Source organism: Sphingobium sp. C100, assembly GCF_000508185.1.
In the GTDB taxonomy this organism is placed as follows: Bacteria; Pseudomonadota; Alphaproteobacteria; order Sphingomonadales; family Sphingomonadaceae; genus Sphingobium.
In genome coordinates this window covers 23473-37198 of the sequence record NZ_AYOY01000157.1, presented here as the reverse complement: position 1 = coordinate 37198, position 13726 = coordinate 23473, and the positions used below count along the sequence as shown (strand labels likewise).

Sequence of the window (13726 nt, the reverse complement as noted above, 5' to 3'; positions counted from 1 at the left end):
GCCTTTGCACGGCGCACACCCATGCCAGACGCTCAGCGCGCGATTTTCGATCCCCAGCAGCAGACGTTCCGCTTTTTCGGCAGCTGTCGACCAGGCCCCGATCTGTCCGCTCCGGACAGCATGAACCAACCGATCGCGGGCATTCTGGTCATTCGGCGGCTCCGCCGACGACTGGGCGCCGCGGATCAAGCTCCTCCTGCTCATGCACGAACCCTGTCGTCCGCAGAGCTTCTGCGAGCGCGGCAATCGCGCTACCTGTCACGTCGCCGGGTGCGCTCGTTGCACCGTCCGATGGACGGCCCACTGCGGCGAGGAGCTGCGCGTCCATCATGTGCGGCTGCAACCGGACTCCGCCTTTCGCGAGTTCGCGTTCGATGTGGCGGAAGATGCGAACGCCGCCACTGTCCATGTCACCCCAATGGTATGTCGGCGCAAGCGCCTGCTCGGCCAGCCTGCGGATCGTCGCAAGCGCAGGCCTCGATGGGAAGCCGCCAGCGTAGATGATCAGCGCGTTGTCCAAGCGAGCAATTTCGCGCGCATAACGGACGAACGACGTGAAGTTCTCGATGGTGAGCACGTAGTCCGGACCGGACCGGAGACGCAGTCCTCCGACGATGTCGGCGGGGATGCCAACGTATGGCATGCTTGGGAACGGCGCACCGTGCAGATCGACGTCGCCGTGGACGAGGATCGGTTGGGGAAGCCGGGTGATACCGGCGGTGGCCAAAATCTCGTCGGGCTCCATCCCGATCAGCCTGTCGTCCGCGCCGTAGATCCTCTGCAACGCGGCAGCGACGGATCTCAGGTTCCGTTCGAGCGCCTTGCTGTCGGCGACCGACAGTCGGGAGAATGTGCGGAAGTCCTGATCGGCCTGGAACTCGCCGGAAAGTCGGCTCTGGACGGCGATCGCGAGGCCGATCACGTCCGAAAGCGTGCTGACCTCGCCCGGCCGGACGCCGATGTGCGAGACGCCCCTCCCCCACGCCGCGGCAACGGCGTCGATCAGATCTACGGCGCCGTGAGGCAGGTCGGGTCGCGACCGCAGTGATGCCACTGACTGAAGGGCAACGTGAACTGCCGGCCGCCGCCCGACAAAACCGTAGAGCACTTCCGAGCTTTTCAGACGCGCGCCCGTGACTCGCCGGTCCGTTTTGGGGCCCTTCCGGATCAGCTCGACGCCGCCATCCCGCTCGAGATCGGAGAGCGCCTCGTCGAAGGCGTCGCGCAGGTCCATATTGGCGAACCCGTCGTCGTCGATGGCGGCGATCAGCCCACGCGCCTCTGGGCTCCGTTCGTGCCGAGCGAGGAGGTCTTCGACGAGTGTGGCAATGCTCGAGAATCCGCGACGGCTCATTCGGCTGCCTTCGCCTCCAAGCCCAGTCGTTTCGCGAGCTCCTCATCTGTTGCATGCTGCGGATTAGCGGCGCGCATCTCCTCCCGTGCGTGGCCCTTGATACGTATCGACTCCGCCAGGGACAGGTCTCCGCTGCGGAAAACATCGATGATGCAGTCGAGGTTCTCGTAGACGACGGCCCGTTTCTCGGTCGGGGCGGCGATGACGACTTGAAGGCCGATGGCCCGGTAGAAGTCGAGCAGCGTCCGCTGGTTGGGGCCGTCCATCTTGCTGAACGCCTCGTCGAAGACGGCGAGGCCCATGCCGGTGGCGCCGGGCGTCGTCGCTTGGCGCGTACCGTGATACGCGCTAGCGAGCGCGGCGCCAATGACGACGTAAAACGGCACCTGCCGCTCAGCGCCACTCGCGACGCCGCGGCGCTTGTCGAAGCTATAGGTCCGGCCCGCCTTCTCGTCCCGCATTCGCAGATCGTAGGAGAAGTAGCTGCGATAGTCCTGGAAAACGGTGAAATCAAAGCTGTCGTCGGAGAGCAGCTGCTCGATTTGCCGGAGGGCGCGTCCATGACGCTCATCCCGCGGCTCGGCCCGTCCGAACAGCGCGTCGAGCACGGACTCGTCGGTCTCGCTCGCCTTGGCGAGGTGGTAGAGGTCGTCGAATTCGGGCTTCACCAGCTCGATCAGGCGGTAGGTTTCGCCGTGGAGCGGCCGCGTCCTGAGCGCGCTGGAGAGCTTCTCCATGTCGGAGTGGAGCTGGCCGAAGCGGCTGTTGAGTTCGTGGATGAATGTTGTCTTGAAGAGCCGCGACACGCGGTTCGCCGCCTCGTCGGCGTGCTCTCGGTAGCGGATGAGCTCGTTGCCCTCGAGCGTCGCGATCCCCTCAACCACCCAAGGCTTGGCCGTCCCGATGATCGGCACTTCCGCATAGCCTTCGAGCGGATCCGGGAAGTCGATTGCGTATCGGCCGAGCGCCGCCCTTATGTCGTGATCGAGAGCGCGATGCCCCTGCAGCGCGTCGATGGCGACCTTCGCCATGTCGGCGGCGATCCTCGCCGGCGTCCTGGCGGGATGCTTCGCATATCTTTCGCGCAGCGATCGGAGGTGGGCGGCCGACGTCACTGAGCCTCTGAACTGACGGCGGCGCACAGCCAGGCAGAGATAGGAGCCGACCGACTGTTCGCCGGCCTCGAGCCTGCCTCTGATCTCCGCGACCTTGGTCCTGAGCGAACCGCGGGCGTCGATGAGCTCGTCGCGGTCGATCGTCAGGCTGGCGAGAAGCGTCTGCGACCGCCGCTCGCTGTCGAGCAGCTCGGGATCGACCTGGGCGGAGATGCGGTCCAGCCGCCGATGCGCGTCCGCCCTCTTGTCCGCGAGATCGCCCAGCGCGAGCGCGAGAGCGTCGAGCCTGTCCGCATCGCCGACGGGCCGGCTGCAGTCCTCCAGCCGGCGGATCACGTCCTCGAAGAACCTCTTCCGCTCGGCGTGAGCATTGAGGTTCTCTGCTCGGCTCGCGATACGCTCGCCGAGCGTCGCCTCCATCAGCGGCGCGGCCGCCCTGCCGATCTTAAGGCCGTCCGGCCGGCGCATCTCTGTGATGAGGCCGTCGTAGTAGGCGCCATCGGCCATGACGGCGCGCCCGCCGGAGAGAAGCTCCTCCTGATCCTCCGCGAGGCTAACATTGCCGATCCGGAACACCACGAACGCCGTCGCGAGTTGGTCCTCGCTCCGGATCATGGAGGCGAGCGTGCCCGCCTGCGGCACCGCCGATCGCGACTGCAGCTTCCGCGTGTTCACGACGCGGCACCCGGGATAGGCGTCGCGCCCGTAGCGGAGGATCTCGGTCGCGCGGGAAGCGTGCTCGGGCTCGACGATGATCGCCTCGCGATCTCGGATGAGGAGCGATTCCAGCGCGTTGCGCCAGCGCTCGTCTACGACGTCGGCCACCTCGCAGAGAGTGCGGGGCGCCATTCCTTCGCGACGGAGCGCATCCATGAGCTTCGTCGTCGCGGAGTTGAGCGTGATCTGCCCCTTGCGCGCGTTCGCGAGTTGCTCGCGGTCGGCCGCCTGCTCCGCCTCGAGACGGCTTGTCCATACGATGGCGTCGTCGCGCCGCTCGGTCGCCTTCGGAACGCGGTCGGCGGCCGCGCCGGCGACGGTCTCGAGCAGAGCGTCCATGGCGGCCGGATCGCGGGGCCAGTTCGGCGGCGCCAGCCCCCGGCTCGCCTCCTCGATACGCTCCAGGGCCCGGAACAGCTCTCCCGGATTGATCACGCCCAGCCGGTCCCGCAGCTCGAGGAGCTGCATGGCCCGCGCCGCGCCGAGGTGGCGGACCTGGAGGCGGCCCATCACCGAGGCGTGATCGCGCTCCCAGCCCTTGATCTCCTGCTCCACCATGGTGCGCTGGCCCTGCGCCCCAGTGGCTGCCAGCTGCCTCTGGACCGATGCGAGGGTCTCCTTCTCGCGTTCGATCTCGTCCTCTACGCGCTTCAGCTCGTCCTGGGCCTCTTCGAGTTCCCGAACCTTCGTCCGCTGCTCGGTGAGGTTCGCCAGAAGGCCTCCCACACCCTCGACCAGCAGGGCGGTCCTCTCGATCGCGCGGCACGCCAGCTCCTCGGCGAGGAGGCGGTCGAACTCCTCGATCTGGACCTGGATCGCCCGCAGGGCCTCGAGCCTCCGGTTGAGGTCGGAGATCGTCTTCTGGATCTCGCGGTAGCGGCCGATCGAGTCCCGGAGTTCCGCGATGTCGATCGGCTTGGGCTCGAGCAGATAGCGATGGACGAACTGCTCGACGGAGGGGATGTCCGTGAAGGACAGCGCCGCCACGAAAGTGCGGACGAACCGGTCGGGATCCGACGCCCGCCGGCCAGTAAACAGCGCGCGCATGTATTCCCGGATGAAGGTCCTGGCGTCATCCGGCGTGAGAAGCTGACCGCCGGCTCCAGTGCATGCCTGCTCTAGCCGGCGTCGCACGGCAGGCCAGGCGGTCGGCCTCAGCGTGCCCTCTCCTGCGTCGAGCATCATGGAGGTGTCCACGGCGACGCCTTCGGCGACGAAGTGGCCGACGACCTCTGTCTGCTGCCCCCTGGCTGCTTCGATGGAAAGGCCGACGCTGACGGGCTTCCTGCCGCCATCCGCGTCCTCGAAGACGAGCGCGACATGGGTGCGCGCCTGGTTTCTGAGGAATGTGTCCTCGTTGAGCTGCCCGAGGCAGTAGCCACCCAGCGTGCGGTCGGATCGGCCGCCACCCTCGCCAGCCGAACGGTTGAAGCGGTAGAGCCGAGACGATCCGCCGGCCATCACGGCCTGGATCAGATCGATGATGGTGGACTTCCCGGACCGGTTCTGCCCCAGGATGGCCGCGTCGCCGGCAAGCTCGAGGTCCGCGCGGGGCATCATGTGCCAGTTGACGAGGGCGATGCGGCGGAGCTCCATCATACGTCGCGCTCCACTTCGGGCGCGTCTTCGGTCTCCGTTGCGCTAGCGACCGGTCGCGTCAGTATCTGCTCGAGTGAGGCGACGAAGTCGTCGCCCGCCACGCTGGTGACGAGGGCGCGGATGTCGAGGTCCATGTCCTGCGCATCCGGATCGAGATCGCCAAGCCGCACGACCGACCGCCGCTCGATTTGGCGGAGCACATCGCGGAAGTCGTTCGGGGAAAGCGCCGCACGGCGACTGCCGGCCACGGTCCCCTGGTAGGCCGCATAGGCCTCGTTGAGGGTGGTCCGCACTGTCCCGTTCGCGTAGATTTCGCCGAGCTGGAGGGCCTCTTCCCAGAGGCGACGCATGACGAGCAGCGCGATCGTCTCGTCGATACGCATGCGGGGAAGCGAGGTCCGCTCCGGGTCCGGGAGTATGCCAGCCCAACCCTCGCTCTCGCGGTGGACGAGCCGGTATCCCGCGACGTCGAAGTAGCCTTCAACCAGGCGCGCGAGCTCCGGCCGGTTCAACGTCTCGAGGAGCACGGCTGCCCCCCTGTCCTCGGCGTGGACGAACTGGTGCCGCATAAGTTGGGCAATGAGCTGGGTGACCCGCTGGAAGCCGCGCGGGTTGTTGGCCTCGAGGTTTCCGAACTCAACGAGCATATCCGTCCTCCAGCGTGATGATGTCGTCGAGGCGCTTCACTCGGAAGCCGGTGCAATCGAGCCAGTCGTTGGAGACGGGCTCTTCCGAGACCTCGAGCACGAAGCGCCCCTCCAGAGCCTTTGAGAGACGCGACGCTCCGTCGGTGCCCAGCCCCCCTGCAAGGAGCACGCGGACCGCCTCGAAGGCCAGGAAGTCGTCGATGGTTTCAATGCTTATGTAGGCTGCGGACGTCTCGCCGAAAGGCGGGACTTTGCGCTCGAGGAACCGGCTGACCTTGGCTGGCGAGATCGTGAGGCGGTCAAGGTAGTCGCGCTCGAGCTGGCGCCTAAACTCGCTTATCGGGTCGTCCGCTGGCAGGTCCAAATCAGCGTCGGCAATCGCGGGCCTCGCCCCGCGGGGCTTTGCCATCAGATCGGGTGCGAGAACGGATACCTTCGCCTCGATCATGCCTTCGATCGCGAGCGCGGTACCGGCGGACAGCGCCTCGTCCAGCGCGTGGATCACCTGCTCGCTCCGCTGGAGGAAGCTGGTCCGACGTCCGGCGTAGCGGACGACGTTGCGCAGGCGCGTTTCGAGTCTCGAGCGATGCTGCTGGATCGCCTCGAAGGACTCCTCGATCCTCTCGAAGACGCGTCGGATCCGGAAAAGGTCCTCGTGAACGAGATCCCGGGCGGCCTTACGGTCTTGGACGAGCCGCGCGTCGAGATAGGCGTCGGCCACGGCTGCGAGATCGATCTCCGAATCCTCCAGCTCGTCGAGCGACGCGACGATTGCCCGGCGATGGCGATACGGGTGCGCGGTCGTGGCGATGGACGTGTAATCTCGCAGGAGCACCTTCTCAACGAAGTCCTCGAAGTAGTGCCGGAGACGGTCGGCCAGTGTCTCCGACGACAGCACTTGCCGATCGACCTCACGGAGGGCAGAGAGCACGCTCCTGAGGTATCGGCCGAAACGCGCCGCATCCTGCGCCGCCTTGTTGAGCCCGAGGGCGTTCTCGGCCGGCTTCTCGCGCACCGCCCTGATGGCGTTCCTGACCTCGACGACGAGGCCGCCGAGCTGCTCCGCGCCGCCTTCCTTAAGCGTACAAAGGAACTCGGCGAGCCGCATCGGCCCCGCGGTCATCTCGACGGTGACCTTGAGCCCGTAGCTCGTCAAGTCGAGCCAGCCGGTCTGCAACATGCGGTTGTAGATGTGCCGCGAGCGGCTGATCACCGATCCGGTGGCTTGGTCATCAACACCGACGCCGCGGCGCCGCCGGACGCGGCGGCCGGACCGGGTGACCAGGCGGTCAAGGTCCACCGGGGCTTCGTCCTCGGTCCACACACCGGGCTCCCGCGCGATACAGTCGTAGATTACGCCAACGACCTCCGCTTCGGTCGGGTACAGAAGCTCGGATCTGTAGAGCCCGTCATAGACTGCCAGGATCGCGAGTTCGTAGAGCGCGCGGTTCCCGCCCGAGAACACCGCGAAGATGTCCGGAGGAAGTTGAGCGAAGAGCTGCGGACGCTGAGCGTCTGGAATCGAAGTGGTCGCGGAACCTGCCAAGAATACCCCCGTCCAAGAAGCTGGCGGTGATGTTTGCAAGGGTCAAGCAATCAAAGAAAATGGCCAGATTTTTCGCACCGAAGTCGACCCAATCGTCGGCCGCGTTACCAGGATCGCTCGCGTCGGTTGAAGCCCTGCAAATTTTCGCGACGACCCTCCCGCGGATTTCTACTATGCACCTCGAAATTGGCTGAGTATCGCTTTCTGGGTCAAGCAGAGATCATGGGCGCTGTCGCTATACGCGTCTGCAGCTGAGGGGTGAACGACCACAATTTTCGATCAGTTCGCCGAAAGCCGTGGAACGGCAACGGCGAAGCTTGGTCATTCGAGAGCGGGAAACGGCAAACTTTGGCTTGTCCGCTCTTGCCAGAAGCCGACCATCGCCGCAGGGCTTGCGAATGACGGCTTCGCCCCAGATACCGCCGATGTCGACCCATTCTTGCCGTTTAGCCGTGAAATTCCGATGCCCGGCTGCGGCCCGTCCGCTTTTCCGGCAGCTCGCGACCAGCTCAAGTCATTCGGCGGATGGCCAATGAACGGCAGGATCTATCCGAACCTGCCGTTTGACACGAACTAAGCCGTCAATTTGCTACTCGCCACTTTCTGCCATTCCGGCAGTACGGTGCGTATCCTATCGTTCGATTGACCTTATGGGATTAGGAGCAGCTTCCCAGTAGAGCGTCGAGATTCCATGTCTGCATGCGCTTTCGCTGCGTCGGTCAATCCGTACACTCCGCCCATTTCAATCCGCAAGTCCCCTCGCGAGACCCAGTCGAATAGGCGCGCCGTCCGATCGCGCAGTAGTTCGGGTGTTGGAATATGGTCGGAGAAGACGGCATAGCCCAGTTTGATGCTCCGCGGCAGGCTCATGATGTCGATCGGTTCGGGACCGCCCAGCACTGGCCCGTACCAGCAGAAAGTACCCGAGCGCCGAAGCGCTTCGAGCGAGCCGGCAAAGGTAGAGGGACCAGAGCCGTCAAACACCACATGGACGCCTTCGTTATTGGTCAACGCCAGCACCTGCTCGGCAAAATCACCGTCCCTATCGACAATGACATGATCGGCGCCGGCAGCGCGCGCGGAAGCCACCTTGGCTTCGCTCGACACACGGCCGATCACGTTGCCGCCGCGCAGCTTCACGATCTGGCTGAGCAATTGCCCAAGCCCGCCTGCGGCGGCATGGATAAGTGCCACATCGCGCGGTTGGACGGGATAGAAATCGGTAGCGAAATGGCTGGCGGTAAGTCCCTGCATCATCAAGGCAGCGGCTATGCGGTCATCGATCGAATCGGGAATCGAGACCAGTGCGGCGGCGGGCGCTACGATCTGCGTGGCATAGCTGCCGGGCACATACACCCAGGCAACCCTGTCGCCGACCGCAAAGCCCGATACGCCTTCGCCAAGCGCGGCAATGCGGCCAGCGCCCTCGACACCGAGAGCCTTGGGATTGGGCACATCGATCCACGCGACACCACGCCGTACGCCAATGTCCATGAAATTGACGCCTGCCGCCGCCACGTCGACCAGCACCTCGCCAGGACCCGGAGTGGGAACCGGCCGCTCCACCACGTCCAACTGATCGACCTCACCAGCGCCGTTCATCATTACTACCTGCACAATCTAATTCCTTTCTTGAATGATCATTCCAAATTCGCTTAAAAAAAAGGCTCTACCCAAGCGATCGCAACGCCATGCGCCCGAGACTCTCCAGCGCTTTCGGTTCGGCCCCGCCACGCGCGGTAAGGCGAATGCCAGCGAAGCTGGCGATGAGAAACGTCGCCACGTCGTCGGGATCAAGCGTTCCTGCAATATCGCCATCCGCCTGCGAAAAGCGGATCTTATCGATCATGGCGGTCCGCAGCGAATGACCAACCGCAGCGTTGATTTTGGCCAATTCAGGCCGAGAACAACCGAATTCCGCAATAGAGCCGACGCCGAGGCAAGGCGTGGTCGCCTCCCGCACCACCCGGTCGATCATCGCGCGGATGCCGTCGATGGCCCGCTCCCCCGACCCAAGCGCCTGCCGATGCGCGTGTCCTTCAGCATTGGCATAGCGCTGCAACGCCTTCTGATAGAGCAACCATTTATCGCCGAACGTATCATAGAGGCTCTGGCGCCCGATCCCCATTGCATCGACGAGCATCTGCGCTGACGTTCCCTCGAAGCCATGCTCCCGGAAGACGGCGATGGCGCAGTCGAGAGCGAAATCCACATCGAAGGTCTTTGGTCTTGTCATGAAGCGTAAATAAGTGTTATGGAACGATCATTCAAGTAGACTGTCTCATCTAACCGAAGGCCCTGAAAGACCATGTGATCCGATCCTGACCGCAACGCCGTACCGCTTTGCCCTCAGGGAACAGGATATCTTATGCCTTCGCTTTCGCTCGCCCATGTCGCCTGGTCCACGCCCGATGGACGTCCAGTTCTTTCCGATCTTTCGTTCGATTTCCCGACGGAGCGGACGGGACTTGTCGGCCGCAACGGCGTCGGCAAGACAATATTGCTGCACCTTCTTTCCGGGTCGATCGAGCCAGGCCGCGGTCGCGTGGTCCGTTCTGGCTCCGTCAGCACTATGCGGCAGATCGCACGGGTCTCACCCAGCGAAACTATAGCCGATCTCATGGGCATTGCCGCCGCCGTTGGGCTGTTACGACGTGCGGAGGCAGGCACCGCCTCGCTTGACGAATTCGCCGAGGCCGACTGGACGATCGAGGCACGCGCGGCCGAAGCCCTCGCGAGGGTTGGGCTTGAGGCGCCGCTTCATGCACATTTGGTCGCCTTGTCGGGCGGCCAGCGAACTCGGGCCGCACTGGCGGGCGCCGTGTTCGCGCAGCCCGATTTCCTGTTGCTCGACGAGCCGACCAACGACCTCGATCGTGATGGTCGGCGAGCGGTGCGGGAATTGCTGGAAAGCTGGACCGCTGGCGCGATTGTCGTCAGCCATGATCGCGAATTGCTCGAAGTGATGGATGCGATAGCCGAACTAACGACGCTGGGCGTTGTACGCTATGGCGGCAACTGGACGGCATATCGTGCTCAAAAGGCGGTCGAATTGGCCGCCAGTGAACAGGATCTTCTCGCCGCCAAACGGCGGGTGAGCGATGCGAAGCACAAGGCACAGCAGACCGCCGAGCGACAACAAAGGCGCGACGCTGCGGGTGCGCGCAAGGGCGCACGGGGCGACATGCCTCGGATCCTCGCGGGCGCCCGGCGCAACCGGGCGGAAAACAGCCGCGGTGACGCCGCCCGTCTCGCCGACCGACAGCGGGCTGAAGCGGACCAGTCGGCAATGGTAGCCCGCAGCCGGGTCGAACATCTGGAACCGTTGACGATTGCGCTTCCCTCCACCGGCCTCTCGTCGTCGCAACGTATCCTCCAGGCGAACGACCTGTCGTTCGATCATGCGCCAAGCGAGACTCTGCTGGAAAAGTTGAACTTCACGCTGACTGGTCCGGAGCGCGTTGCCATCACTGGCATCAACGGCTCGGGCAAATCGACTCTGCTGGCACTACTGGCCGGCGATCTCGTGCCCCACCGAGGCACCGCGCGCATCTTCGTACCGTTCGCCTTTTTCGATCAACGAATGACCATCCTGGACCCGGCGCTATCGATCGGCGACAATTTCGCACGGACGAACCCGCAGATGGATGAGAACGCCCGCCGTGCGTCGCTAGCCCGGTTCCAGTTTCGCGCTGCCGCTGCAGATCGTATCGTCGGCACATTGAGCGGCGGCCAGACCCTGCGCGCAGCGCTGGCATGCGTGCTGGGCAGCAACCAGCCGCCGCCTCTGCTCATCCTCGATGAGCCTACCAATCACCTCGATCTGGACTCGATCTCGGCCGTCGAAGCAGGTTTGCACGGCTATGACGGTGCCCTGATCGTCGTCAGCCATGACGAACGCTTTCTCGATACGATCGGGATCACGCGAACGATCGGCCTCTAGCGGGGGGTTCGTCGGTCAGGGCGGCAAGGTCGTGGTACGCAAGGCGCTCCCAGGCGCGGGCGCCTTGCTCACGGGCCAACGCAATTGAGTCCCGCAGCAAGGCTTCGCTGGTGACGACATCCCCATCCAGTCGATGAATAATCCTCGCCTTGATCCGCAGCAACTCAGGAATGGCGAAACGCTCACCGATTGCCTCGCAGCGCGCGAGTGCCGGAGCGACCAGATCGCGCGCCTCCCCAAAGCGCAATGCGAGCAACAGGTCCTGCGCTAGCGTAATGGTGAACGGAGTGACGAGAAGTTCGTACCGGGCGGCACGCAATCGGTCGAGGCTCTCCGAAATCGCGTCGAGCGCGCCGGGCGCGTGATCCCGCTGAAACGACAACTCGCCGCGAAAGCCGTTGGCCGCGGCGATATAGGGATCGAGCGCGTTAGTCTCTGCGCTGGCCGCAAGCGCATCCAAAGCTTCCTCCGCAACATCGAGATCGTGCATCCAAAGATGGATGACCAGTGACCAGACCAGCGCGATCGATTGCGTGACCGCGTGCTGGAGTCGCGCTGCCTCCAGCACCGTCTGGCGGGCGACGCCGGCAGCCTGTTCCGCCTCACCTAAAAGCCAGAGTGTGAAGGCCAGCGCGATGCCTGTGCGGCTCCGGTTGTCGAACCCGTAACGGATCGTCCGACTGCGGAGTGATGGCCCGCATATTTCCATCGCGCGTTCGAGTTCCTGCCGCGCCCGCGCCAGATCGCCTGCGAGGTAGTTGGAAATTCCGGACAGCGATAGAGCGACGCTGAGCGCTTCGTCATCGCCAATGCGCGCTGCAACCTCGATGGCTCTTTCCGCATGGGACCGAGCAACCCCATAGTCGCCAAGGCGCTTGTGGAAGATGTGGAGCCTGGCTAGCATTCGTAGCTGATTCCAGCGATCCTCGAGCTCGGTGGCCAGTTCGAGTGCACGGTCGAGAGCATTTCCCGCTGTCCCGATGTTCCCATGCGTGAACATGAGCGCAAGTCCAAGCGCGCCCTGCAGCTCGAGTTCCAGTTCTGGCGAGCGGGAAACCTCCTTCACATCCAATGCGCGGGTGCACCAGGCACGGCATTCGATCAGGTGCGACAAGTTCAGGAACACGGGGGCGCTGGCTGCCGCCAGACGCACGCCGATCTTCAGATCTCCATCTGGGCTGAAACTCCAGTCCAGCGCGCTTCGGATATTGCCGAGCTGTTGGCGTAGCGATTTCAGATCCTCCAGCGCCGCCTCATCCTGATCGGCGATCGCCTCCAGTTCGCGGAGATAAAAGGTCGCGTGGCGGCTCGCGGCCGTGCCGTAGTCGATCTCACCAAGCTCGCGCAGCTTGCCCCGGCCATAGGCACGGGTCATTTCGAGGAGCCGATACATTCCGGCACCGCTTGAGCGATCGGCGTTGACCAGGGACTTGGACGTCAGTTCACCGAGCGCGACTGCAACCTCGTCCAGCCCAATCCCGTCATCCGAAACGACATCGAGCGCGGCGTCGATCGAGAATGGTCCCACGAAGATGGCGAGGCGCGCGAACACAGTCCGTTCGACGTTTGAGAGCAGATCATAGCTCCAATCAAGCGTCGCCTGCAGCGTATGCTGTCGCGGCCCGGCCGTGCGCCGACCTGGCCAACCCAGACTGAAACGATTACCAAGCTGACGGGCGGTCGCCGGGATTCCGTGTGTCGCCGCGCGCACAGCGGCGAGTTCAATCGGAAGAGCCATGCCATCGAGTTGCCGACACATTCCAGCGATGAAGCGGACGGTCTCCTCGTCCATTTCGAGAGCGCTGTAAGCGGCGGCGGCGCGCTCACAAAAGAGTTCCACCGCCGGATAGGCGCGCAATTGCGCCATCGTCAACGCGCCAGGATCGGGCGGATAGGCCAACGCATCGAGGCGATGAACATGCTCTCCGCGCACCCTGAGCGCCTCACGGGATGTGGCGAGAACGCGCATATGGGGCGCCTGGTCAATGATGCATTCGACCCCTTTCGCAGCTGCCTCGATCACATGTTCGCAGTTGTCGAGCACCAGAAGAAACGACCGGCCGCGGACATGCGCGATAATGGCAGCCAGAGGATCATCGCTCTGGGCGGCGACGCCCATTGCGCCGGCGATCATGGAGGGCACGATAGCCGGGTTTTCCAGCATGCTGAAATCGACGAACGCGACCCTGCCGTCGAAGTCATCAGCAACCTGATGTCCGCTCTCAACCGCGAGCGAGGTCTTGCCGACTCCGGCAGGGCCGACGATTGTCAAGAGCCGCACCGCCGCGAGCCGTTCCTTGAGCAGGGAGATATCGCGTTCGCGCCCGAAAAGATGCGGCAGGCGCGGCGGTAAATTATTGGCGCTGGCGGTTGTCTTGATCGCGATTTCGCCTGCGTTCGGAGCGACTGCGGCTTGGGCCACTGACGCCAACCGCTCGACGGGCGCGACGAAGGCATAACCGACTCCGACCTGCGTCGCGATATAGCGGGCACCACCCTTGCCATCGCCCAGAAGTTTGCGAAGGCCAGCCATGTGGAAGCGCAAGCTACCATCCTCGACCACAACGTCAGACCAGACCCCCTTTAACAAGTCGCGCTTCGACAGGACCTGCCCGGGCTGTTCGGTCAGGGCGACAAGGATGTCGAATGAACGGCCGCCGATTTGCACGGGCTTGCCGTCTTGAGTCAGCAGCCTTTCGTGTGGTGACAGGCAGAACGGTCCGAAGGACCTGCGCTCGCCGTTCTGTCGGTTGTCCTGATCGGCCACTATTCCGCTGTTCCCCCACTCCCTGGCCGAACCGCACC

At 64.2% G+C, this 13726-nt stretch carries 9 protein-coding genes; 1 reads left to right on the top strand and 8 read right to left on the bottom strand.

All coding sequences use genetic code 11. The features are described from left to right. The 7 genes from C100_RS49180 to C100_RS38970 all read right to left on the bottom strand — a co-directional run. Positions 1 to 189: hypothetical protein (locus tag C100_RS49180; protein WP_031309758.1), on the bottom strand; the 189-nt coding region annotated here is incomplete at its 3' end. Continuing rightward, entirely contained in the window at positions 149 to 1354 is a 1206-nt protein-coding gene (locus tag C100_RS38995) for a Wadjet anti-phage system protein JetD domain-containing protein (RefSeq protein WP_024020534.1), read from the bottom strand. The genes C100_RS38995 and C100_RS49180, both read right to left, overlap by 41 nt. Further along, the gene (locus tag C100_RS38990; RefSeq protein ID WP_031309756.1) at positions 1351 to 4785 is read right to left on the bottom strand and encodes an SbcC/MukB-like Walker B domain-containing protein; all 3435 of its coding nucleotides are present in this window, start codon (positions 4783 to 4785) and stop codon (positions 1351 to 1353) included. The genes C100_RS38995 and C100_RS38990 overlap by 4 nt, the downstream gene beginning before the upstream one ends. After that, the gene (locus tag C100_RS38985) at positions 4782 to 5432 is read right to left on the bottom strand and encodes a DUF4194 domain-containing protein (protein WP_024020532.1); all 651 of its coding nucleotides are present in this window, start codon (positions 5430 to 5432) and stop codon (positions 4782 to 4784) included. Before C100_RS38985 ends, C100_RS38990 begins: the two co-directional genes overlap by 4 nt. After that, the gene (locus C100_RS38980) at positions 5422 to 6978 is read right to left on the bottom strand and encodes a Wadjet anti-phage system protein JetA family protein (RefSeq protein WP_024020531.1); all 1557 of its coding nucleotides are present in this window, start codon (positions 6976 to 6978) and stop codon (positions 5422 to 5424) included. The genes C100_RS38985 and C100_RS38980 overlap by 11 nt, the downstream gene beginning before the upstream one ends. A gap of 648 nt (positions 6979 to 7626) precedes the next feature. Then, entirely contained in the window at positions 7627 to 8595 is a 969-nt protein-coding gene (locus C100_RS38975) for a quinone oxidoreductase family protein (protein WP_024020530.1), read from the bottom strand. A gap of 52 nt (positions 8596 to 8647) precedes the next feature. Next, positions 8648 to 9190, bottom strand: coding sequence for a TetR/AcrR family transcriptional regulator (locus C100_RS38970; RefSeq protein WP_024020529.1), 543 nt, complete (start codon positions 9188 to 9190; stop codon positions 8648 to 8650). A gap of 156 nt (positions 9191 to 9346) precedes the next feature. Between C100_RS38970 and C100_RS38965 the strand changes: the two genes are divergently transcribed. Further along, a complete protein-coding gene (locus C100_RS38965; RefSeq protein ID WP_024020528.1) occupies positions 9347 to 10921 on the top strand; it encodes an ABC-F family ATP-binding cassette domain-containing protein in 1575 nt (524 codons plus the stop codon). Here C100_RS38965 and C100_RS38960 read toward each other — a convergent pair. Then, entirely contained in the window at positions 10899 to 13688 is a 2790-nt protein-coding gene (locus C100_RS38960; protein WP_024020527.1) for an ATP-binding protein, read from the bottom strand. The genes C100_RS38965 and C100_RS38960 overlap by 23 nt on opposite strands. Positions 13689 to 13726: the final 38 nt, after the last annotated feature.

Excerpts from the sequence above, each read along its gene's own strand:
- C100_RS38995 (WP_024020534.1), bottom strand. The coding sequence starts at position 1,354 with ATGAGCCGTCGCGGATTCTCGAGCATTGCCACACTCGTCGAAGACCTC.
- C100_RS38990 (WP_031309756.1), bottom strand. The coding sequence starts at position 4,785 with ATGATGGAGCTCCGCCGCATCGCCCTCGTCAACTGGCACATGATGCCC.
- C100_RS38985 (WP_024020532.1), bottom strand. The coding sequence starts at position 5,432 with ATGCTCGTTGAGTTCGGAAACCTCGAGGCCAACAACCCGCGCGGCTTC.
- C100_RS38965 (WP_024020528.1), top strand. The coding sequence starts at position 9,347 with ATGCCTTCGCTTTCGCTCGCCCATGTCGCCTGGTCCACGCCCGATGGA.